We start from the raw sequence: 22740 nt of genomic DNA on the forward strand, positions 1-22740 counted from the left end.
GCGCAAAGCGTAGCGCCGCCGGCGTCGTCGCAGTGTGCGGTGTCGGGCCGGTGGCGTTGCCGCACGGCGCCGGGCGTGACCCGGCGCCGCCGACTCAATCGCCGATGCGCGCTTTCTGCCACGGGCCGAGCATGGCGTTGAGCAGGCTGGCCTGCCCGTCGTCGCCGGTCAGTTCCCACATGAACACCCCGGCCAGGCCCTGCTCGCGGGCGAACTGGGCACGCAGGCCGATCGAGCGCGGGTCTTCATAGCTGATGAAGATCTTCTGCCCGGCGTTGTACAGCCACGGGCTCTGCGCCTGCGGTTGCCAGTGCTTGGTCCAACCCGGCTGGTCGAGATAACGCGCTTTGATCACCCGCCAGTCGCCGGCATCGGCGGGTGCGCTGTAGGGCTGATACAGGCCATCCGGCGCATCACCGGTAACCTTGAAGCCGCGCCCGTAGAAAGGCACGCCCAGCACCAGCTTGTCGGCCGGCACGCCGTGCTCGCGGTAGTACTGCACCGCACCGGCCACGTTGTTCCAGCGCCGCAGTTCCGGCGCCAGCGGATCGGCCGGCACTTCATGCAAGGGCGCATTGAAGGTCGACACCGAAGAGAAGCCGGTGCCCATGTCGTAGCTCATCAGGTTGATGAAATCCAACACCTTGGCCAGCGCCGGCAGGTCGTAACTCGCGGCCGGATCGTAAGGACCGTCGGTCTGCAGGCGTCCAGCGGCCAGCGCGGCAGTCAGCAGCATCGGCTGTCCCGCCTTGCGGCCGCGCGCGTCGAGTGCCTGGCGGAACGCCTGCGCGAGCAGGGTCAGGTTGGCGCGATCCTGCGGGCGGTGCGCCAGCTCCTTCGGCCCGCCACTGACCGGAAATTCCCAGTCGATGTCGACGCCGTCGAAACTGCCCGCGTGGCGATCGAAGAACAGCGCCATGCACGAGTCGACCATGCGCCTGCGGCTGGCCTCGGTCAGTGCCGCATCGGAGAACCCGCCTGCGCCCCAGCCCCCAATCGAGATCAGCGTGCGCAGGTGCGGATGCGCCCTCTTGAGCTCGGCCAACGCGGCGAAGTTCTTCGGCGCTTCCGCGCCGACCGTGCAGCGCCCGTCCTCGAGGGTGGAGAACGCATAGAACAGGTGCGTCAGGCGCTCGGCCGGAATGTTCGAGACCGGATAGCGCTCGGCCGAACCGCCCGGGTAGTAAGCGCCGAAGATCGGCGGCTGTGCGGGCCGCGCATGCGCGGCGATGGGCAAGGCACCGGCAATCAGCACGGCAAGGACGGCCACGGTCTGGCGGAACATGGGATCTCCCGGTTCGAAGGCGCAGCCACGTTAGCAAACGGATGGGGCGTCGGGACGCATGTCGCGGCATGTCGTCCCATGGACAGGCGCGATCCGTACAACCATGACAGAACGATGGCCACGTCGCGGCTTCCATGCACTGCAGCAGGACATGCAGCGACCTGGACTAGCGGCACTTCATGACATCAAGGCAAAGAAAAAGCGGGCCGAAGCCCGCTTTTTCATTTCAGCAATTCCAGAAGCGTGTCAACCAAGGTTGACAGCTACCGTAATCGACCTGAGGTCGATTACTCGGCGCTGACGGCGTCGCCTTCTTCCACGGCCTTCATCGACAGGCGGATACGGCCCTGCTTGTCGACTTCCAGCACCTTGACCTTGACCACATCGCCTTCCTTCAGCACGTCGCCGACCTTCTCGACGCGATCGCTGGAGATCTGCGACACGTGGACCAGGCCGTCCTTGCCCGGCAGGATCGTGACGAACGCACCGAAGTCCATGATCTTGGCGACCTTGCCTTCGTAGATGCGGCCCGGCTCGACGTCCGAGGTGATCTGCTCGATGCGGGCCTTGGCGGCCTGGGCAGCGATGGCATTGACCGAAGCGATGACGATGGTGCCGTCATCCTGGATGTCGATCTGGGTGCCGGTTTCCTTGGTGATGGCCTGGATGGTCGAACCGCCCTTGCCGATCACTTCGCGGATCTTGTCCGGGTGGATCTTGATGGTCAGCAGGCGCGGCGCGTAGTCCGACAGCTCTTCACGCGGCGCGGTCAGGCCGTGGGCCATTTCGCCCAGGATGTGCAGGCGGCCAGCCTTGGCCTGCTGCAGGGCCTGCTTCATGATCTCTTCGGTGATGCCTTCGATCTTGATGTCCATCTGCAGGGCGGAGATGCCCTCAGCGGTACCGGCCACCTTGAAGTCCATGTCGCCCAGGTGATCTTCGTCACCCAGGATGTCGGACAGGACGACGAAGCGCTCGCCTTCCTTGACCAGGCCCATGGCGATACCGGCCACCGGCGCCTTCACCGGCACGCCGGCGTCCATCAGGGCCAGCGACGAGCCGCAGACCGACGCCATCGACGAAGAACCGTTCGACTCGGTGATTTCCGAGACGACGCGGATGGTGTACGGGAACGATTCCAGCGACGGCATGACAGCCAGCACGCCACGCTTGGCCAGGCGACCGTGGCCGATTTCGCGGCGCTTCGGGCCCATCATGCGGCCGCACTCACCCACCGAGAACGGAGGGAAGTTGTAGTGGAACAGGAAGTTTTCCTTGTACTCACCGGCAACGGCGTCGATGACCTGGCCGTCACGGGCGGTGCCCAGCGTGATGGTCACGATGGCCTGGGTTTCGCCACGGGTGAACAGCGAGGAGCCGTGGGTACGCGGCAGCACGCCGGTCTTCACGGTGATCGGGCGGACGGTGTCCAGCGCACGGCCGTCGATGCGGACCTTGGTGTCCAGCACCGAGTCACGCATGGTGCGGTATTCCAGTTCGCCGAATTCCTTCGACAGCTCGGCCGGGTTCCAGCCTTCGGCGGCCACGCGGCCGGCCAGGGCTTCGAACACGTCCTTCTTGATCGCCGAGATGGCGTCACGGCGCTGCAGCTTGTCACGCACCTGGAAGGCTTCGCCCAGGCGCGGGCCGATGGCTTCCTTCAGGGCGGAGATCAGCGCGTCGTTCTTGGCCGGGGCTTCCCAGGTCGACGGCTTGGTGCCGGCTTCGACGGTCAGTTCGTTGATCGCGTTGATGACCTTCTGCATTTCGCGGTGACCGAAGGTCACGGCGCCCAGCATCACTTCTTCGGACAGCAGCGCGGCTTCGGATTCGACCATCAGCACGGCGTTGGAGGTACCGGCGACGACCAGTTCCAGCTGCGAGTCAGCCAGTTCGCTGACGGTCGGGTTGAGGATGTACTCGCCGTTCTTGTAACCGACCTTGGCAGCGCCGATCGGACCCATGAACGGGGTGCCGGCCAGGGCCAGGGCAGCCGAGGCACCGATCAGGGCCGGAATGTCACCGTCCACGTCCGGGTTCAGCGACATCACCGTGGCGATGATCTGCACTTCGTTCTTGTAGTCTTCCGGGAACAGCGGGCGGATCGGACGGTCGATCAGACGCGAGATCAGGGTTTCCTTCTCGGTCGCACGGCCTTCACGCTTGAAGAAACCACCCGGGATACGGCCGCCGGCGTAGAACTTTTCCTGATAATCGACGGTCAGCGGGAAGAAGTCCTGGCCTTCGCGCGCGCTCTTGGCGGCGACGGCGGTGACCAGCAGTACGGTGTCGTCCATCTTGACGATGACGGCGCCGCTGGCCTGACGGGCGACTTCGCCGGTCTCAAGCGTGACGGTGTGCTTGCCGTACTGGAAGGTTTTGGTGATTTTTGCCACGGAGGGTGTCCTTGGGGATGCTGTCTGCGAATTTGGACCGTCGGCGACCCTTGCCGCCAGCGGGTGGCCGGATCGTTCCGGCCTGAATCGGGGATTGCGGTACTACAAAACAAAACCGCGGCGCATCGCTGCGCCGCGGGGGATTCGTTGCTTAGCGACGCAGGCCAAGCTTCTCGATCAGGGCCTTGTAGCGCTCGACGTCCTTCTTCTTCAGGTAGTCGAGCAGGCTGCGACGGCGGTTGACCATCTGCAGCAGGCCGCGGCGGCTGTGGTGGTCCTTCTTGTGGGTCTTGAAGTGGCCGGTCAGCAGTTCGATGCGGGCGGTCAGCAGGGCCACCTGGACTTCCGGGGAGCCGGTGTCAGCGGCGCTGCGCTTGTTGTCTTCAATGACCTTCTGGGTGTCGATCGACATTTTCTTTTTTCTCTGTGATGCGTGGCCGGCAGGAACGCGCTTCGCGCACCGCCAGGCTCGCCGTGGACTACAAGGATGAAACCTGCGCGGGGCAGGCTGCCGGAAAACGGCCGCGAAATTGTAACGGCCGGGGGCTTCCGGGACAAGGACCGGGGCTGAACCGGGAGGCCCGGGTCAGAGGTTGAAACGACGCTGCGGGGCCAGCAGGCCACTCTCATCGACCTGGCCCAGGCCCTGGACAGCATCGTCCGGTCCAAACACGGCCACCAGGCCACGGGGCCAGGACAGGTCGCGCTGGCGCTGGCCGACGCAGAACCGGTGGGCCTGCTCGGCATCGAGGTCGACCCGGGGGTATTCCGCCAGGCCGGCCGCCAGCGGCAGCAGCAGCGCGTCCATGCCCGCCTCGTCCCCGGCCTCGGCCATCGCCCGCAGCTGGTCCAGGGTGACCATGGCCGGCTCGCGGAACGGCTCGACCCACAGCCGGCGCAGCGCACTGATATGGGCGCCACAGCCCAGGCGTTCGCCGAGGTCGCGGGCCAGGCTGCGGATGTAGGTGCCGGAGCCACAGGTCACGCGCAGCCGCAGCCGTTCCGGCTGCTGCTCGAGTACGTCGATGGCGTGCACCTGCACCTCGCGTTCGGGCGCCTCGATGACATCACCGCGGCGTGCCTTCACATACAGCGGTTCACCGCCCTGCTTCAGCGCCGAATAGATCGGGGCACGCTGGCGGATGTTGCCGGTCAAAGGCGCCAGCGCCGCCTGCAGGGCTTCGGCGCTGATTGCCGGCACCGGGCGCTGCAGCAGCACCTGGCCTTCGGCATCGTCGGTATCGGTGGTCTGGCCGAGCACGATCTCGGCATCGTAGGCCTTGGCCGACCCCAGCAGCAGGCCAGCGATCTTGGTCGCCTCGCCGAAGCACAGCGGCAGCAGGCCGGTGGCGAGCGGGTCGAGGCTGCCGGTGTGGCCGCCCTTCTCGGCGCGGAACAGGCGGCGCGCCACCTGCAGGGCGGCGTTGGAGCTCATGCCGGTCGACTTGTCGAGCAGCAGGATGCCATCCAGGCGGCGGAACTGAATTCGGGTCATGACAGGATTGTGTAGCGCCGAGCCATGCTCGGCTTCCGCAGCGATGCGCGAGATCAAAAGCAGCCGAGCATGGCCCGGCGCTACAGGAACATTATTCGTCGTCGCTCTCGCGACGCTTCTCGGCGGCCAGCGTATCGGGCAGGTCGCGCAGGATGTTGTCGATGTGCTCACCACGGTCGACCGAGTCGTCGTAGTGGAAGTGCAGTTCCGGCACGTGGCGCAGCTTCATCGCACGCGCCAGGTCCATGCGCAGTCGGTAGCCCAGCTCCTTCAGGCCGGCCACGGCCTCGGCGGAGCGCTCGGGCATCAGCGCGGTGACGAACACCTTGGCATGGGCCATGTCACGGGTGATTTCCACGTCGGACACGCTCACCGAGGGCAACCCATGCTCGCGCACGGCGTTGTGCACCAGGGTGCCGAGTTCACGGCGCAGCTGGGCGGAGACACGGTCGGTTCGATGGAAAGTCTTGGGCACGAGGAGCTCTTGGTTCAGTTGTCGCCCGACCAACGGTCGGGCGCTACATCTACATGGTACCCGACCGTGGGTCGGGTTCTACAGCATGGCAGGGCCCGACCGGGCTCTACCCTGGCAGGGCCCCACCGGGCTCTTCCTTGGCAGGGCCCGTCCGGGCTCTACCAGGGCAGGGCCCGACCGCTGGTCGGGCCACCGTGCAGCATTACAGGGTGCGCGGCACTTCGATGCGCTCGAAGCACTCGATCTGGTCGCCCGGCTTGACGTCGTTGTAGGCCTTCACCGCGATACCGCATTCGGTACCGTTGCGGACTTCCTCGACGTTCTCCTTGAAGCGGCGCAGCGATTCCAGTTCGCCCTCGAAGATCACCACGCTGTCGCGCAGGACGCGGATCGGCTTGTTGCGCTTGACCACACCCTCGATGACCATGCAGCCGGCGACGGCACCCAGCTTCGAGCTGCGGAAGACGTCGCGGACCTCGGCGATACCGATGATCTCTTCGCGGATTTCCACGCCCAGCAGACCGGAAGCCACCTGCTTCACCTGGTCGATCACGTCATAGATGATCGAGAAGTAACGCAGGTCGACACCGTTGGATTCGATGATGCGACGCGCCGAAGCGTCCGCACGCACGTTGAAGCCGATGACGGTGGCCTTCGACGCGGCTGCCGAGTTGGCGTCCGACTCGGTGATGCCGCCCACACCGGAGTGGATCACGTTGATGCGGATGTCGTCGTTGGACAGCGCGACCAGTGCCTGGCTCAGGGCCTGCACCGAACCCTGCACGTCGGCCTTGATGACCAGGTTGAGGACCTGCTGGCCCTCGCCCTTGCCCAGGGTCGCCATGATGTCTTCCATGCGGCTGCCGGCAGTAGCGACCAGGCGCGATTCACGGCGCTTGGTCTCACGCTGCTGGGCCACGTCCTTGGCCAGGCGCTCGTCCTCGACCACCACGAAGTCGTCACCCGCTTCGGGCACGCCGGACAGGCCCAGGACCTGCACCGGAATGGACGGGCCGGCGAACTCCGGCTGCTTGCCGGTCTCGTCGAACAGCGCACGCACGCGGCCGTACTGGATGCCGCACACCAGGTAGTCGCCCTTCTTCAGGCGGCCCTGCTGCACCAGCACCGTCGCGACCGGGCCGCGGCCCTTGTCCAGCGACGATTCGATCACCACGCCGGAGGCGCGGCCTTCATCGACCGCCTTCAGTTCCAGCAGTTCGGCCTGGATCGAGATGGCGTCCAGCAGGTCGTCGATGCCCAGGCCGGTCTTGGCCGAGATCTCCACCATCTGGGTGTCACCACCGAAGTCTTCGGCCACGACCTGCTCGGACAGCAGTTCGTTCTTGACCCGCATCGGATCCGCGTCGGACTTGTCGATCTTGTTGATCGCCACGATCAGCGGCACACCCGCCGAACGGGCGTGCTGGATCGCTTCCTTGGTCTGCGGCATGACGCCGTCATCGGCGGCCACGACCAGCACCACGATGTCGGTCAGCTTGGCGCCGCGCGCACGCATCGAGGTGAAGGCGGCGTGGCCCGGGGTGTCCAGGAAGCTGATCACGCCCTTGGGCGTGTCCACGTGGTAGGCACCGATGTGCTGGGTGATGCCGCCCGCTTCGCCGGTGGCGACCTTGGTGCGGCGGATGTAATCCAGCAGCGAGGTCTTGCCGTGGTCGACGTGGCCCATGATGGTGACCACCGGCGGACGCTGGGTGGCCTCGCCCTGGTTTTCACCGGCGGAGGCCAGCAGTGCGTCTTCGGCGTCGTTGTCGTTGGCACGGATCGCCTTGTGGCCGAGTTCTTCGGTCACCAGTGCGGCGGTGTCGTGGTCGATGGACTGGGTGATGGTCGCCATCACGCCCATCTTGAACAGCGCCTTGACCACCTCGCCGCCCTTCAGCGCCAGCTTCTGCGCCAGGTCGGCCACGGTGATGGTGTCGCCGATCGCCACTTCACGCACCACCGGTGCGGTCGGACGCTCGAAGGCGTGCGGACCGGCATTGTTGCCACCGCGCGACATGTCGCGACGGCCACCGGCCTGGTTGCGGCCGCCCGGACGACCCCGGGTGCTGCTGTTGTTGCTGTTGCCACGACGCGCACGATCGGCGGCCGACAGGTGCATCTGGCCGGCGAAACGGTCACCCGGGCCACGCTCGTTGCGCGGCGCGCTGCGGTTGTTGCGGTCGTCGTTGCGCGGCGGCGGCGGTGCACCACGCGGCGCAGCCGGGGCTGCGGCCGGGGTACGCGGCGGGCGCGGCGCGGTTTCGTCGATCGGAGCACGCTTGGGCTTGCTGGCAGCCAGCGTCTCGGCCGCCTTGGCGGCAGCCGCAGCTTCCTCGGCGGCCTTCTTCTCGGCCTCGGCGCGTTCCTTGGCGGCGGCCTCTTCCTCACGGGCACGGACGATGGCTTCGTCGCGCAGACGATCCTTTTCGGCCAGGGCCTGCTGTTCGGCGAGGTTGCGCGCGCGCGACTCTTCCAGCTTGCGCAGGATGTCGGCGCGCTCTTCGTCCGGCGTCATGGCGCGAGCACCATCCTTGACGTAGGTCCGCTTCTGGCGCACCTCGACATTCACGGTCGTCTTGCTGCGACCGGAATTGACCGTCACTTCCTGCTGCTTCCGGCGGTTGAGCGTGATCTTCTTTGCAGACTGATCGGTCTCTTCCGGGGCCTGCTCGGGCTTGCCGTGCGAACGACGAAGGAAGCCCAGGAGCTTCACCTTCTCGGAGCTGGTCACGACCTGGTCGGGACCGCTGAACTTCATGCCGGCACCGGCCAGCTGTTCCAGCAGTTTTTCGACCGGCGTGTTGACCAGTTCGGCAAGCTTGCGGATGGTGGTTTGCTGCGACATTCGGATCCTATGATCTTGTGGGCGCCCCCCCGCATCTGGAGGTGGCGCGGATTCTACGCCCTGAGCGGCTCAGGGCCCTGTTCATTGCCGGCTCATTCGCCGCGTTCCAGTCGGGCGATCTCCTCGGCACGGGCGGCCAGGATCAGCGCAGCGGCGCGCGCCTGATCCAGTCCTTCGATGCCGAAGTCCATGACCTCGTCGGCGGCCAGGTCGGACAGATCCTCGCTGGTACGCACGCCGTGGCCGGCCAGCGCGTACGCGGTGGCTTCGTCCATGCCCTTCAGGGACAGCAGGTCCTGCGCCGGCTGGCCGTCTTCAAGGCCTTCTTCGACTGCCAGGGCCTCATTGAGCAGCGCATCGCGGGCACGAGCGCGCAGCTCTTCGACGATGTCCTCGTCGAAACCTTCCACGGCCAGCAGTTCGCCGACCGGGACATATGCGATTTCCTCGACGGTGCCGAAGCCTTCGCTGACCAGGATGCCGGCGATTTCCTCGTCCACTTCCAGCTTGTCCATGAACAGCTGGCGGGCGGCAGCCTGCTCGGCCTCCGACTTGGCGGTGACCTGGTCCTGGGTCATCACGTTGAGCTGCCAGCCGGTCAGGCGGCTGGCCAGGCGCACGTTCTGGCCGCCCTTGCCGATCGCCTGGGCCAGGCGGTCTTCGGCAACGGCCAGGTCCATCGAGTGCTTGTCTTCATCGACGATGATCGACTGCACTTCGGCCGGTGCCATCGCGTTGATGACGAAGTTGGCCGGGTTGTCGTTCCACAGCACGATGTCCACGCGCTCGCCATTGAGCTCGTTGGACACGGCCTGCACGCGCGAACCGCGCATGCCGATGCAGGCACCGATCGGATCGGTGCGCTGGTCGTGGGCCAGCACGGCGATCTTGGCGCGGTCGCCCGGGTCACGTGCACAGGCCTTGATTTCCACCAGGCCCTGGCCGACTTCCGGCACTTCCAGCTTGAACAGCTCGATCATGAATTCCGGCGCGGCGCGGCTGATGAACAGCTGCGGGCCACGCGGCTCGGAACGCACTTCGGCCAGGTAACCACGCACGCGGTCACCGGCGCGCAGCACGTCGCGCGGGATGCCCTTGTCCTTCGGAATGAAGCCTTCGGCGTTGCCACCCAGGTCGACATAGATGTTGCCGCGCTCGGCGCGCTTGACCACGCCGGTGATCAGTTCACCCACGCGATCCTTCCACGCATCCACGACCTGCTGGCGCTCGGCTTCGCGCACGCGCTGGACGATGACCTGCTTGGCCGCCTGGGCAGCGATGCGGCCGAAATCCGGGTTCTCGATCTGCTCTTCGATGTAGTCGCCGACCTCGACGCCCTCGGCTTCGTCGACGGCGTCCATCAGGCGGATCTGGCGGTCGGGCGATTCCATGACCACGTCATCGGCCACCACTTCCCAGCGGCGGAAGGTTTCGTAGCTGCCATCCTTGTGGTCGATGACCACGCGGGTCAGCACTTCCTCGTCGGGATAGCGCTTCTTCGCTGCCGAGGCCAGGGCGGCCTCGATGGCATCGAAGATCACTTCACGCGGCACGCCCTTCTCGTTGGCGACTGCGTCGACTACCAGCAACAGTTCCTTGCTCATTGGCTCACTCCGCGCGCGGCTTCTTTGCCGCCGGCTCGTTGGAAGAAGAATTCGTGTTCGGCTTCGGACGCTTCGGTGCCGGACCGGTCGGCTTGCTCGGGGCCAGCCCCAGCGCCACCCAGTCGGGCATGATCCGTGCCTTGTCGATGTTGTCGGCCGACACGACCACTTCGGCCTTGTCGACGATGAACGTGATGGTCCCCGCCGCCTCGTCGGTCGCTTCGATACGACCCTGCAGGCGACGACGGTTGTCCTGCGGCAGCTTCAGCGTGACCTTGGCCGATTCGCCCTGGTGGCGGGCAAACTGCTCCAGGTTGAACAGCGGCCGGTCCACGCCCGGCGAGGACACTTCCAGCGTGTAATTGCCGCTGATCGGGTCCTCGACGTCCAGCTGCGCCGACACTTCGCGGCTGACCCGCTCGCAGTCGTCGACATTGATGATGCGCTCGGGCTGTTCAGCCAGCGGCACGTCGATGTAAAGGCGCAGGGTCGCACCGCCGGGGGCCGGCAGATACTCAACGCCCAGCAGCTCCAGGCCCAGCGACACAACGGTCGGGGCGAGCAGATTCGCGATGTCGGTTGCCTTGTCGCTCACAGCCTGCCTTGATCTCTATGGTTGGGTGCCGGCCTTGGCCGGCGTGGAAACATGACGCCCCGGAAACGACAAAGGGCCCGCTGGGCCCCTTTTCCGGAAAGACTCCGGTGACTGGATTCCGGTTGCAACCCGCATGGCCTGCCGGTTGCGGCCCTCCTTCCGGATCTGGACTCCCGCCGGGAGACCGCCTTCAGGGGTACTGCTAGGCCGCTGATGATAGCGGCTGCACCGCGCTGGTGCAAGGTGCGGACCCGGGGTCAGATCCCTTTTGCCGTGGAAGAGGGATCTGACCCCGATCACGCGGAAACGACGCAGGCCCCAAAGAAAAACGCCTCCGAAGCAGGGCTTCGAAGGCGATTCCTTTACTTGGTAGCGGGGGCAGGATTTGAACCTGCGACCTTCGGGTTATGAGCCCGACGAGCTGCCAGACTGCTCCACCCCGCATCAGAAGCGGAATTATGAGCGATTGCTTCGAAACATGCAAGCGACCCCTCATTCATCAAACCGGTTGGCGCCGATCCGACGTTGGTAGCGGGGGCAGGATTTGAACCTGCGACCTTCGGGTTATGAGCCCGACGAGCTGCCAGACTGCTCCACCCCGCACCGGAAGTACTTGAACTGCTGCCCCGCCCTTTCGAGGGAGGCTGCCGCAACGATGTTCTGGCTGAACCGCTGCAGTGACAACTCAGGCTGCGCATATTACACGAATCGCGCAGCTTTGTGTCAACTTTTATGCAAGATGCGCAAATGCCTGCTGGCACCAGACCATGATCGGGTTCCAGGCCAGGCCCAGCGCGAGCAGAGCCAGGGCATTCACGCCCAGCACCACGCCCAGCACGCGGTCGTTGCTGCGCGGCATGGCCTCGCCCACCGGCTCATCGAAGTACATGACCTTGATGACGCGCAGGTAGTAGAAGCAGCCGACCACGGCGCAGAGCACGCCGAGGATGGCCAGCCACAGCAGGCCGCCGTTGACGGCCGCGCCCAGCACCGCCAGCTTGGTCCAGAAGCCCAGGAACGGCGGGATGCCGGCCAGCGACGCCATGATGCACAGCACCAGGCCGGCCATCCACGGGTTGCGGGCGTTCAGGCCCTTGAAGTCCTCGATGTTCTCGGCTTCAAAGCCGGCACGCGACAGCGCGATGATCGCGCCGAAGGCCGCGGTGGACATGATCGCGTAGGCCAGTGCGTAGAACAGCGCGGCGGCGTAGCCCTGCGAACCGCCACCGGCGATGCCCATCAGCAGGAAGCCGATGTGCGAGACGGTGGAGAACGCCAGCATGCGCTTGAGGTTGCTCTGCGCGATGGCCATCAGGTTGCCGATGACCAGCGATACCGCGGCCAGGCCGGCGATCAGCAGCTGCAGTTCGGTCGACAGCGGACCCACGCCCATTTCCAGCAGGCGGTAGGCCATGCCGAACGCGGCCAGCTTCGGCGCCGAGCTGATGAACAGTGCGATCGGTGCCGGGGCACCCTGGTACACGTCCGGCAGCCACATGTGGAACGGCGCGGCACCCAGCTTGAAGGCGACGCCGGCGATCATGAACACCGCACCGGTGATCAGCAGCACGCGCTCTTCCGAGTGCGGGATGGCCTCACGGATCACATCCAGGTGCAGGCTGCCGGTGGCGCCGTAGATCAGCGACATGCCGTACAGCAGCAGGCCCGAGGCCAGCGAACCCAGCACGATGTACTTCATCGCCGCTTCCGAGGCCAGGCCGCTTTCGCGGTTGCTGGCGACCAGGGCGTAGGAGCACAGCGCCAGCAGTTCCAGGCCCAGGTAGACCATCAGCAGGCTGCCGGCCGAGACCAGGATCATCATGCCGGCGGTGCCGAACAGGATCAGCACCGGGATCTCGCCCTGGAACAGGTCGCGGTCACGCAGGTAGCGCCAGCCGTAGACCAGGGTCAGGCCGCTGAGCAGCACGATCCCGGTCTTCATCACGTCCGCGGCGGTATCGCGCACGAACATGCCATGGAAGACCTCGCCCTGCCCGCCCACGCCGGTGGCCAGCATGAACAGCACCACGGCCAGCGCAGCGAGCGAGAACAGGTGGGTGACGATCTTGTTCCGGTTGCTGACGAACAGGTCGAGGATCATCAGGGCGAAGGCGCTGCCGATCAGCACCAGCTCGGGAGCGAGCGGTGGCAGGTCAGCGGCGGTCAATGGCAGCAGCGGCGAGGTGGTCATCATCAAATCCTGGAATTACAGCAGCTTGCTGGATGCGATCTGCATCGCCAGCTTCGCGATCGAGGGCTCCATCAGGTCGGTCAGCGGCTTGGGGTAGATGCCCAGGGCCAGCACGCCGATGGCGAACACGCCCAGCACCAGCCATTCGCGGCCGTTGATGTCCTTCAGTTCGGCAACATGGCTGTTGGCCACTTCACCGAAGAAGATGCGCTTGTACAGCCACAGGGTGTAGGCGGCGCCGATGATCAGGGTGGTGGCCGCGCCCAGGGCGATCCACGGATTACGCTGGAAGGCCGACAGGATGACCATGAACTCGCCAACGAAGCCGCTGGTACCCGGCAGGCCCGCGTTGGCCATGAAGAACAGCATCGCGAAGGTGGCGAACCACGGCATCACGTTGACCACGCCGCCGTAGTCGGCGATGCGGCGGCTGTGCATGCGGTCGTACAGCACGCCGACGCAGGAGAACATCGCGCCGGACACGAAGCCGTGCGAGATCATCTGCACCATGGCGCCCTGCAGGCCCAGGCGCGCGGCATCGGCGTTGCCGGCTTCACGCACCAGCCACAGCGCGATGAAGGTGCCCAGGGTGACAAAGCCCATGTGCGCGATCGACGAATAGGCGATCAGCTTCTTCATGTCGTCCTGCACCAGGGCGACCAGGCCGACGTAGATCACCGCGATCAGCGACAGTGCGATCACCAGCCAGGCCCATTCCTGCGACGCGTCCGGGACGATCGGCAGGTTGAAGCGCAGGAAGCCGTAGCCACCGATCTTCAGGGCGATCGCGGCCAGGATCACCGAACCGGCGGTCGGCGCTTCCACGTGGGCGTCCGGCAGCCAGGTGTGGACCGGGAACATCGGCACCTTGACCGCGAAGGCGATCAGGAAGGCGAAGAAGATCCAGGTCTGCTCCTTGGCCGACAGCGGCAGCGCGTACAGGTCGGCCAGCTGGAAGCTGCCGCCCTTCATGTACAGGTAGATCAGCGCCACCAGCATCAGCACCGAGCCGAGGAAGGTGTACAGGAAGAACTTCAGCGCGGCGTAGATGCGGCGCGGACCGCCCCAGACACCGATGATCAGGAACATCGGGATCAGCATCGCTTCGAAGAACACGTAGAACAGCATCGCGTCCGTCGCGGCGAAGATGCCGACGGTGACGCCTTCCAGGATCAGGAAGGCCGCCACGTACTGGTTGACGCGCTTGTCGATGGCGCTCCAGGCGCCGATCAGGGCAAGCACGCTGACCAGGGTGGTCAGCAGGATCAGCGCCACGGCAATGCCGTCCACGCCCAGGTTGTAGCCGATCTTGTACGCCGGGATCCAGGCATGGGTCTCGACGAACTGCAGACCATCGACGCCTGCGTTGTAGCCGCTCAGCAGCGAGAGGCTCGCCACGAACGTCAGCACCGCTACGCCCAGCGACGCCCAGCGGGCGGTCTGCGCATCACGGATCGCAAGGATCAGGGCACCACCGATGATCGGCAGCCAGATGAGGACACTGAGTAGAGGCCAGTTCGACACGTCTTCTTATTCCGTACAGGTCATCAACGCAGGTAATGCATCAGCACGCCCAGCAGGGCAATCAGGCCGATGATCATCGCGAAGGCGTAGTGATAGAGGAAACCGGATTGGGTACGACGCAGCACGCCGGCTGCGACGTCCACAACACGTGCCGAGAGATTGACCACGCCGTCGACGATGTTGCTGTCGATCCAGCGCGAGACCTTGCCCAGCTTGACGCTGCCACCGGCAAAGCCATCGATCCACAGCTTGTCGAAGCCGTACTTGTTTTCCAGTACCGACACCAGCGGAGCGAACGTCTTGCGGGCCTTGCCCGACAGGTCCGGCTTCCACAGGTAGAACAGTGCGGCCAGCAGGAAGCCCGCAACGGTCAGCATGAACGCCGGAGCCATCATGCCGTGCAGCGCGAAGGCGACCGGGCCATGGAACTCCTCGCCCAGGAAGCCGATGGTGTTCTTGGCCGGATCGTAGAAGTCGACGATGCCGGTGAAGAACGTGTGCGCCTGGCCCTTGATGGCATCGTGCGCGTGGTTGCCGGCCCAGTCGGTGCCGTACAGCATCGGGCCGATGCTGAAGAAACCGATGGCGATCGACGGGATGGCCAGCAGGATCAGCGGCAGGGTCACCACCCACGGGGTTTCGTGCGGCTCGTGCGGACCGTGGCCATGGCCGTGGTCGTCATGATGCGCATCGCCGTGGTGGGCGTCGGCGGCGTGGTGATCGTCATGGCCGTGGCCATGGGCGTGGTCATCATGCGCGTCGCGGAAACGCTCCTTGCCGTGGAAGGTCAGGAACAGCAGGCGGAAGCTGTAGAAGCTGGTGACGATCACGCCACCCAGCACCGCCCAGTAGCCATAGGTGGCCACCCAGCTGTTGGACAGGTGCGCGTGCAGCTCGGCGGCCTCGATGATGGTGTCCTTCGAGTAGAAGCCGGAGAAGAACGGCGTGCCGACCAGCGCCAGGGTACCGATCCACATGGTGATGAAGGTGATCGGCATGTACTTGCGCAGGCCGCCCATCTTGCGCATGTCCTGCTCGTGGTGCATCGCGATGATGACCGAGCCGGCGCCCAGGAACAGCAGGGCCTTGAAGAAGGCGTGGGTCATCAGGTGGAACACGGCGGCCGAATAGGCCGACACGCCCAGCGCAACCGTCATGTAGCCCAGCTGCGACAGGGTCGAGTACGCGACCACGCGCTTGATGTCGTTCTGCACGATGCCGATCAGGCCGGTGAAGAACGCGGTGGTGGCACCGATGAACAGCACGAAGTTCAGCGCGGTCTGCGACAGCTCGAACAGCGGCGACATGCGGGTGACCATGAAGATACCGGCGGTCACCATCGTCGCGGCGTGGATCAGTGCCGAGATCGGGGTCGGGCCTTCCATCGAGTCCGGCAGCCACACATGCAGCGGGACCTGGGCCGACTTGCCCATGGCACCGATGAACAGGCAGATGCAGATGACGGTGGCGATCGACCAGATCACCGGCTCGTTCAGCAGCTGCATGCCCAGGATCGTGCCGTCCCAGATCTGCAGCTGGGCGCGCGGGTCAGCCAGCATGCCGGCCTGCGAGAACACCTGCGAGTAGTCCAGGGTGCCGAACACCCACAGCACGCCGGCGATGCCCAGCAGGAAGCCGAAGTCACCGACGCGGTTGACCAGGAACGCCTTCATGTTGGCGAAGATCGCGGTCGGGCGCTTGAACCAGAAGCCGATCAGCAGGTACGACACCAGGCCCACCGCTTCCCAGCCGAAGAACAGCTGCAGGAAGTTGTTGCTCATCACCAGGGTGAGCATCGAGAAGGTGAACAGCGAGATGTAGCTGAAGAACCGCTGGTAGCCCGGATCGTCCTGCATGTAGCCGATCGTGTAGATGTGGACCAGCAGCGACACGAAGGTCACCACCACCATCATCATCGCGGTCAGCTTGTCGACCATGAAGCCGACGTGCGCCGAATACTGGCCCACTTCGAAGAACGTGTAGATGTTCTGGTTGAACGGCTGCGCACCGCCCCACAGCAGCTGGTAGAGCGTGTACATCGACAGGCCGCAGGCCACCGCGACGCCAAGGATGGTGATGGTCTGCGCGCCGAAGCGCTTGACCTGGCGACCGAACAGGCCGGCGATGATGCTGCCGAACAGCGGTGCGAGCACCACTGCGATCAACAGACTCTTGGAGAGAGTGATTTCCATCTGTGGATCAGCCCTTCAACGAATCGACTTCGCCGACATTGATCGTGCGGCGTGTACGGAACAGGGTCACCAGGATCGCCAGGCCGATGGCGGCTTCCGCGGCGGCGACGGTCAGGATGAAGAACACGAACAGCTGGCCGGACGGATCGCCCAGCTGACGCGAGAAGCCGACGAAATTGATGTTCACCGACAGCAGCATCAGTTCGATCGACATCAGCAGGACGATGACGTTCTTCCGGTTGAGGAAGATGCCGGCCAGGCTGATGGCGAACAGCACCGCGCCCAGCGCGAGGATATGGCCAAGGGTGATCACGGCTGGGTCTCCTCGCCGGCGACCGGCTTGCTGTTGCTGTGCACGACCGGTGCTTCGGCACCCATCTTGACCATGCGCAGGCGCTGGCCGGCCTTGACCATGGTCTGCTCGCCCGGGTTCTGGCTCTTCACGCCGGTACGGCGACGCAGGGTCAGCATCACGGCGGCAACCACGGCCACGGTCAGGATGACGGCGGCGAACTCGAACGGCAGCAGGTACTCGGTGAACAGCGTGCGTGCCAGCCAGGTGATGTTGGAGCTGTCGGCGGCGACCGCAGCGGCGTTGTCGGCCGGGAACGGCGTGACCGAACGCGCCTTGACCCCGATCAGGATCAGCATCTGCGCCAGCATCGCGACCGCGACAATCAGGCCGACCGGCAGGTAGCGCACCCAGCCCTCACGCAGCTTGGTGGGGTCGATGTCCAGCATCATCACCACGAACAGGAACAGCACCATCACCGCGCCGACGTAGACCAGCACCAGCGCCACACCGAGGAACTCGGCGCCCACCAGCAGCCACACGCAGGCGATGGAGAAGAAGGTCAGCACCAGGCAGAGCACGGCGTGAACCGGGTTGCGCACGCTGATCACCGCACCGGCCGAAACCGTTGCCGCGATGGCGAACACCCAGAAAGCGATATTTACCCAATCCATCTCTCGACCTCAGCGGTAAGCGGCATCGGCGGCGCGACGCTCGGCGATCTCGGATTCGAGACGGTCGCCCAGGGCCAGCAGCTGCGGCTTGGTAACGATGTTTTCGCCACGATTCTCGAAGTGGTACTCGAGGATGTGGGTTTCGACGATCGAGTCCACCGGGCAGCTTTCTTCACAGAAGCCACAGAAGATGCACTTGAACAGGTCGATGTCATAGCGCGTGGTGCGGCGGGTGCCGTCCTCGCGCTTGGCCGAGTCGATGGTGATGGCCAGCGCCGGGCACACCGCTTCGCACAGCTTGCAGGCGATGCAGCGCTCTTCGCCGTTGGGATAACGGCGCAGCGCGTGCAAGCCACGGAAGCGCGGCGACTGCGGGAACTTCTCCATCGGGTACATCATCGTGTACTTCGGCTTGAAGCTGTACTTCAGCGTCAGCCAGAGGCCCGCCAGCAGTTCGAGCAGCAGCAGGCTCTTGAAGTAATGGGTAATCCTGTTCATCACTTTAGACGCCCTTTTGAATCACGCCGAAGAACACCATGACGGCGGTAACCGCGATCCACAGAATGGCCAGCGGGATGAAGACCTTCCAGCCCAGGCGCATGATCTGGTCGTAGCGGAAGCGCGGGAAGCTGGCACGGAACCAGATGTAGGCACTGGCGAAGAAGAACACCTTGACGAACAGCCACGGCGCGCCCCCCTTCCAGATCCAGTCGACCAGCGGCGAGACATCGCCGAAGTTGACCCAGCCCTGGACCGGGCTCAGCCAGCCGCCGAGGAAGAAGATCGAGATCAGGAAGCTGATCAGGATCATGTTCGCGTATTCGGCCAGGAAGAACAGGGCGAAGGCACCGCCGGAGTACTCGACCATGTGGCCGGCGACGATTTCCGACTCGCCTTCCACCACGTCGAACGGCGCGCGGTTGGTTTCAGCCACGCCCGACACCCAGTAGATGACGAACAGCGGGAACAGCGGCAGCAGGAACCAGTCGAAGAAGCCGGAACTGCCGGCCTGCGCCATCACGATGTTGCTCAGGTTCAGGCTGCCCGAGGCGATCATCACGCCGACCAGGGCGAAGCCCATGGCGATTTCGTAGCTGATCATCTGCGCCGAGGCGCGCATCGCACCCAGGAACGCATACTTCGAGTTGGATGCCCAACCGGCCAGGATGATGCCGTAGATGCCCAGCGAGGTCATCGCCAGCAGGTACAGCAGGCCGGCGTTGGCGTTGGACAGCACGATCTGCGAATCGAAGGGCACCACCGACCAGGCCGCGAAGGCCGGGGCCAGGGTGATCAGCGGGGCCAGCAGATAGATCGCCTTGTTGGCGCTGCTCGGCTGGACCACTTCCTTGAACAGCAGCTTGAAGACGTCGGCGAAGGCCTGGAAGATGCCCATGCCCACGTACATCGGGCCGTGGCGGACGTGCATCCAGCCGATCAGCTTGCGTTCCCAGACCACGTAGAAGGCCACCGAGATGATCACCGGAACGGCGATCACCAGGATCTTCAGGATGATCCAGATCAGCGCGCCGATGTCACCGAGGCCCAGCAGCCACTGGTGCAGCGGGTCGACCGCGTTCAACAGCAATTCGTTCATGCAGCCACCACCGATACGCGAGCGGCACCCAGCGGCGCGGTCGCGCCGTGGCCCGATTCAATCCAGACCGAACCCGCAGCGACGCGGGCGTCGACCACCACCGGCAGGGTGGCCTTGCCGGCATCGGTGCCGACCTTGGCCATCTGCCCTTCCTGCAGCTGCAGGCGAGCGGCATCTTCAGCGTTCAGCACGATGCGCGGGGCGTTGTTGAGCGGATGCGACTGCAGCGCCGGGGCGCGACGGACCACCGCATCGGTGCGGTAGATCGCGGCGGTCGAAGCCACTTCCAGGCCTTCGCCGGCAACCACCGGCTGCGCCGAAGCGGCAACGGTGACCGACACCGGGGCCAGGCTGGCACGCAGGCCGGCCAGGTCGGTGAAGTCGAAACCGGCCAGCGCCATGTCGCCGCCCAGGGCACGCAGCACGCGCCAGCCCTCACGGGCCTCGCCCGGCAGCTTGCCGCCGGCACGGGCGGACTGCTCGCGACCATCAAGGTTGGTCAGGGTGGCGTCGATTTCCGGCAGCGCACCGATCGGCAGGATCACGTCGGCGACGTCGCGGGTCGAGGCACAGGCGAACTGGCTGAAGGCCACCACCTGGGCGCCGACCAGCGCCTTGCGCGCGGCAGGGGCATCGGCAAAGTCCAGGCCCGGCTCCAGGCCGTACACCACGTAGGCCTGGCGCGGCTGCGCCAGCATCGCGGCGACGTCCTTGCCGGCCGGCAGCACGCCGGCGCGGGTCAGGCCAACGGCGTTGGCGCCCTGCGGGATGCGGCACAGCTTGGCACCGGTGGCGGCGGCGAACTCACGCGCGGCAGCGCGGATCGCGGCAGCCTGCGGGTGGTTTTCGGCGATGCCACCGACGATCAGCACGGTGTTGTCGCCGCCCTGCACTGCCGAACGCAGCTCGGCGTTGGCCAGCGCGTCGACGAACTTCGACGGCGCAACGATCTGCTTGCCGGCGATGCTGAAGGCGAAGTCGAAGTCCACCGGGTTGACGACGTGGATCTTCGCGCCGTTGGTGGTCTGCGCCTTGCGCAGGCGGGCGTGCAGCAGCGGCAGTTCGTGGCGGATGTTGCTGCCCAGAACGACGATGCGGTCGGCGCCTTCGATCTCGGCCAGCGGCAGGCCGAACACTTCGGCCGTTGCGGCGTCGGAGAAATCGCGGTTGTTGATGCGGTGGTCGATGTTGCTCGAGCCCAGGCCCTTGGCCAGGCGGGCCAGCAGCGCACCCTCCTCGTTCGAGGTCGACGGATGCACCAGCACGCCCAGGTTGTCGCCCTGGTTTGCCTTGAGGATCTCGGCGGCTGCGGCCAGGCCTTCGGCCCAGCTCACTTCCTTCCACTCGCCATTGACCTTGCGCAGCGGCTTGACCGCACGGTCTTCGCTGTACAGGCCCTGGTGCGAGTAGCGGTCACGGTCGGACAACCAGCACTCGTTCACCGCTTCGTTGTCGCGCGGCACGGTGCGCAGCACTTCGCCGCGACGCACGTGCAGGAACAGGTTCGACCCCATCGCATCGTGGTAGCCCAGCGATTCGCGCGCAGTCAGTTCCCACGGGCGGGCGCGGAACTGGAACACCTTGTTGGTCAGCGCGCCGACCGGGCAGACGTCGACGACGTTGCCGGACAGCTCGGTGGTCAGCGGCTTGCCGTCGAAGGTACCGATCTGCAGGTTCTCGCCGCGGTACATGCCACCCAGTTCATAGGTACCGGCAACGTCGGCGGTGAAGCGGACGCAGCGGGTGCACTGGATGCAACGGGTCATCTCGGTGGCGACCAGCGGGCCCATGTCCTCGTCCGGCACCACGCGCTTGCGCTCGTTGAAGCGGCTGACCGAACGGCCATAGCCCAGCGAAACGTCCTGCAGCTCGCACTCGCCGCCCTGATCGCAGATCGGGCAGTCCAGCGGATGGTTGATGAGCAGGAACTCCATCACCGAGCGCTGGAACTTCAGTGCCTTCTCGCTGCGGGTGGCGACCTTCATGCCGTCCATCACCGGGGTGGCGCAGGCCGGCGCCGGCTTCGGCGACTTTTCCACGTCCACCAGGCACATGCGGCAGTTGGCGGCGATCGGCAGCTTCTCGTGGTAGCAGAAGCGCGGAATCGGAATGCCGGCCTTGTCGGCCGCCTGGATGATCATCGAACCCTTGGGCACGACCAGCGACTTGCCATCGATCTCGATGGTCACGTGATCCGGTGGCACGTTCGGGTTTACGGGTTGCGCGCTCATGCGGCGGCTGCCTCCACCTTCTTGCCGTCAACCATCGAATGACCGTTGACGATGTAGTACTCGAATTCGTCCCAGAACTGGCGCAGGAAGCCCTGGATGGGCCATGCAGCCGCTTCACCGAACGCACAGATGGTGTGGCCTTCGATCTGCCCGGCCACCGCCTTCAGCTGGTGCAGGTCCTCCATCGTGGCCTTGCCGGCGACGATGCGCTCCAGCACGCGGTGCATCCAGCCGGTGCCTTCACGGCACGGGGTGCACTGGCCACAGGATTCCTTGTGGAAGAACTGGCTGATGCGGCAGGCGAACTTGACGCAGCACACGCTGTCGTCGAGCACCACGATCGCACCCGAGCCCAGGCCGGAGCCCAGCGCACGGATGGTGTCGTAGTCCATCGGCAGGCCCTTCAGCTCGGCCGCGGTCAGCACCGGCATCGACACGCCGCCGGGGATCGCGCCCTTGAGCTTGCGGCCCGGACGCAGGCCACCGGCCATCTCCAGCAGGTCGTCGAAGGTGGTGCCCAGCGGTACTTCGAAGTTGCCGCCGTTCTGCACGCAGCCGGACACCGAGAAGCACTTCGGGCCGCCATTGGCGGTCAGGCTCAGGCCCTTGAACCACTCCGGACCGTTGCGGATGATCGCCGGCACCGAACCGTAGGTTTCGGTGTTGTTGATCGTCGACGGCTTGCCGTAGAGGCCGAAGTTCGCCGGGAACGGCGGCTTGTAGCGCGGCTGGCCCTTCTTGCCTTCCAGCGATTCCATCAGCGCGGTTTCTTCGCCGCAGATGTAGGCGCCGGCGCCCAGCGCGCCGTAGATGTCGATGTCCACGCCGCTGCCGAGGATGTTCTTGCCCAGCCAGCCGTTCGCATAGGCGTCGGCCAGGGCCTGCTCGAAGTGCTCGAACGGCTCGTGGTGGAATTCACCGCGCAGGTAGTTGTACCCCACGGTCGAACCGGTGGCGTAGCAGGCGATCGCCATGCCCTCCACCACCGAGTGCGGGTTGTAGCGCAGGATGTCGCGGTCCTTGCAGGTGCCCGGCTCGGATTCGTCCGAGTTGCAGAGGATGTACTTCTGCATGTTGCCCTTGGGCATGAAGGACCACTTCAGGCCGGTCGGGAAGCCTGCGCCACCGCGGCCGCGCAGGCCCGAGGCCTTGACCATCTCGATGACCTGCTCCGGCGGGATCTTCTCTTCGAGGATCTTGCGCAGGGCGGCGTAGCCACCGGTCTTCAGGTAGCTTTCGTACGACCACGGGGTGTCGTAATGCAGGGTGGTGTAGACCACCTGGTGCGGCAGCGGCGCCGGGCCGACCGGACCCTTGGATTCGTGGTGATGTGCCATGCCC

17 protein-coding genes and 2 tRNA genes are annotated in these 22740 nt (G+C 65.4%); all 19 read right to left on the reverse strand.

Going from position 1 to position 22740, the window contains the following annotated elements; genetic code table 11:
• Positions 1–94: 94 nt before the first annotated feature.
• Positions 95–1285: a glycoside hydrolase family 18 protein gene (locus AC5P9I_RS01775; RefSeq protein ID WP_049469450.1), complete on the reverse strand. Its 1191-nt coding sequence runs from the start codon at positions 1283–1285 to the stop codon at positions 95–97.
• A 287-nt stretch (positions 1286–1572) separates the two neighbouring features.
• Positions 1573–3681, reverse strand: coding sequence for a polyribonucleotide nucleotidyltransferase (gene pnp, locus AC5P9I_RS01780; protein ID WP_049469447.1), 2109 nt, complete (start codon positions 3679–3681; stop codon positions 1573–1575).
• 151 nt (positions 3682–3832) lie between these two features.
• Positions 3833–4093 (reverse strand): 30S ribosomal protein S15, encoded by a 261-nt coding sequence (gene rpsO / locus AC5P9I_RS01785; RefSeq protein ID WP_005417886.1) that lies wholly within the window; start codon positions 4091–4093, stop codon positions 3833–3835.
• A gap of 174 nt (positions 4094–4267) precedes the next feature.
• On the reverse strand, positions 4268–5176 hold the full coding sequence (truB, locus tag AC5P9I_RS01790) for a tRNA pseudouridine(55) synthase TruB (RefSeq protein WP_049469444.1): 909 nt from the start codon (positions 5174–5176) through the stop codon (positions 4268–4270).
• Between the two features lie 91 nt (positions 5177–5267).
• Positions 5268–5651, reverse strand: a complete 384-nt coding sequence (rbfA, locus tag AC5P9I_RS01795; RefSeq protein WP_049469441.1) for a 30S ribosome-binding factor RbfA — start codon at positions 5649–5651, stop codon at positions 5268–5270.
• Between the two features lie 202 nt (positions 5652–5853).
• Complete coding sequence (gene infB / locus AC5P9I_RS01800; RefSeq protein WP_049469438.1) at positions 5854–8499, reverse strand: translation initiation factor IF-2; 2646 nt, start codon at positions 8497–8499, stop codon at positions 5854–5856.
• Between the two features lie 92 nt (positions 8500–8591).
• On the reverse strand, positions 8592–10103 hold the full coding sequence (nusA, locus tag AC5P9I_RS01805) for a transcription termination factor NusA (protein ID WP_014647859.1): 1512 nt from the start codon (positions 10101–10103) through the stop codon (positions 8592–8594).
• A 4-nt stretch (positions 10104–10107) separates the two neighbouring features.
• Positions 10108–10698: a ribosome maturation factor RimP gene (rimP, locus tag AC5P9I_RS01810; RefSeq protein WP_019660578.1), complete on the reverse strand. Its 591-nt coding sequence runs from the start codon at positions 10696–10698 to the stop codon at positions 10108–10110.
• Between the two features lie 367 nt (positions 10699–11065).
• A tRNA-Met gene (locus AC5P9I_RS01815) sits at positions 11066–11142 on the reverse strand.
• 82 nt (positions 11143–11224) lie between these two features.
• Positions 11225–11301: transfer RNA gene (locus tag AC5P9I_RS01820), tRNA-Met, on the reverse strand.
• Positions 11302–11428: 127 nt separating this feature from the next.
• Positions 11429–12889, reverse strand: a complete 1461-nt coding sequence (nuoN, locus tag AC5P9I_RS01825) for an NADH-quinone oxidoreductase subunit NuoN (RefSeq protein WP_032957446.1) — start codon at positions 12887–12889, stop codon at positions 11429–11431.
• A 15-nt stretch (positions 12890–12904) separates the two neighbouring features.
• A complete protein-coding gene (locus tag AC5P9I_RS01830) occupies positions 12905–14413 on the reverse strand; it encodes an NADH-quinone oxidoreductase subunit M (RefSeq protein WP_019660580.1) in 1509 nt (502 codons plus the stop codon).
• A gap of 23 nt (positions 14414–14436) precedes the next feature.
• Positions 14437–16605, reverse strand: a complete 2169-nt coding sequence (gene nuoL, locus AC5P9I_RS01835) for an NADH-quinone oxidoreductase subunit L (RefSeq protein WP_032957444.1) — start codon at positions 16603–16605, stop codon at positions 14437–14439.
• Between the two features lie 7 nt (positions 16606–16612).
• On the reverse strand, positions 16613–16918 hold the full coding sequence (gene nuoK, locus AC5P9I_RS01840; RefSeq protein ID WP_005417921.1) for an NADH-quinone oxidoreductase subunit NuoK: 306 nt from the start codon (positions 16916–16918) through the stop codon (positions 16613–16615).
• A complete protein-coding gene (locus AC5P9I_RS01845; RefSeq protein WP_049470676.1) occupies positions 16915–17571 on the reverse strand; it encodes an NADH-quinone oxidoreductase subunit J in 657 nt (218 codons plus the stop codon). Before AC5P9I_RS01845 ends, nuoK begins: the two co-directional genes overlap by 4 nt.
• A 9-nt stretch (positions 17572–17580) precedes the next feature.
• Positions 17581–18069: an NADH-quinone oxidoreductase subunit NuoI gene (gene nuoI, locus AC5P9I_RS01850; RefSeq protein WP_005417924.1), complete on the reverse strand. Its 489-nt coding sequence runs from the start codon at positions 18067–18069 to the stop codon at positions 17581–17583.
• A gap of 4 nt (positions 18070–18073) precedes the next feature.
• The gene (gene nuoH / locus AC5P9I_RS01855) at positions 18074–19168 is read right to left on the reverse strand and encodes an NADH-quinone oxidoreductase subunit NuoH (protein WP_014037948.1); all 1095 of its coding nucleotides are present in this window, start codon (positions 19166–19168) and stop codon (positions 18074–18076) included.
• Complete coding sequence (nuoG, locus tag AC5P9I_RS01860; RefSeq protein ID WP_187756787.1) at positions 19165–21399, reverse strand: NADH-quinone oxidoreductase subunit NuoG; 2235 nt, start codon at positions 21397–21399, stop codon at positions 19165–19167. The genes nuoH and nuoG overlap by 4 nt, the downstream gene beginning before the upstream one ends.
• On the reverse strand, positions 21396–22736 hold the full coding sequence (nuoF, locus tag AC5P9I_RS01865) for an NADH-quinone oxidoreductase subunit NuoF (RefSeq protein WP_005417934.1): 1341 nt from the start codon (positions 22734–22736) through the stop codon (positions 21396–21398). The genes nuoG and nuoF overlap by 4 nt, the downstream gene beginning before the upstream one ends.
• Positions 22737–22740: the final 4 nt, after the last annotated feature.

This window comes from Stenotrophomonas sp. YJH_SMC_29 (assembly GCF_059371235.1).

Bases quoted from the DNA above. Each gene is read 5' to 3' on its own strand.
- AC5P9I_RS01775 (WP_049469450.1), bottom strand. From the start codon at position 1,285: ATGTTCCGCCAGACCGTGGCCGTCCTTGCCGTGCTGATTGCCGGTGCC.
- rpsO (WP_005417886.1), bottom strand. From the start codon at position 4,093: ATGTCGATCGACACCCAGAAGGTCATTGAAGACAACAAGCGCAGCGCC.
- truB (WP_049469444.1), bottom strand. From the start codon at position 5,176: ATGACCCGAATTCAGTTCCGCCGCCTGGATGGCATCCTGCTGCTCGAC.
- infB (WP_049469438.1), bottom strand. From the start codon at position 8,499: ATGTCGCAGCAAACCACCATCCGCAAGCTTGCCGAACTGGTCAACACG.
- nusA (WP_014647859.1), bottom strand. From the start codon at position 10,103: ATGAGCAAGGAACTGTTGCTGGTAGTCGACGCAGTCGCCAACGAGAAG.
- nuoN (WP_032957446.1), bottom strand. From the start codon at position 12,889: ATGACCACCTCGCCGCTGCTGCCATTGACCGCCGCTGACCTGCCACCG.
- nuoL (WP_032957444.1), bottom strand. From the start codon at position 16,605: ATGGAAATCACTCTCTCCAAGAGTCTGTTGATCGCAGTGGTGCTCGCA.
- AC5P9I_RS01845 (WP_049470676.1), bottom strand. From the start codon at position 17,571: ATGGATTGGGTAAATATCGCTTTCTGGGTGTTCGCCATCGCGGCAACG.
- nuoI (WP_005417924.1), bottom strand. From the start codon at position 18,069: ATGAACAGGATTACCCATTACTTCAAGAGCCTGCTGCTGCTCGAACTG.
- nuoH (WP_014037948.1), bottom strand. From the start codon at position 19,168: ATGAACGAATTGCTGTTGAACGCGGTCGACCCGCTGCACCAGTGGCTG.
- nuoG (WP_187756787.1), bottom strand. From the start codon at position 21,399: ATGAGCGCGCAACCCGTAAACCCGAACGTGCCACCGGATCACGTGACC.
- nuoF (WP_005417934.1), bottom strand. From the start codon at position 22,736: ATGGCACATCACCACGAATCCAAGGGTCCGGTCGGCCCGGCGCCGCTG.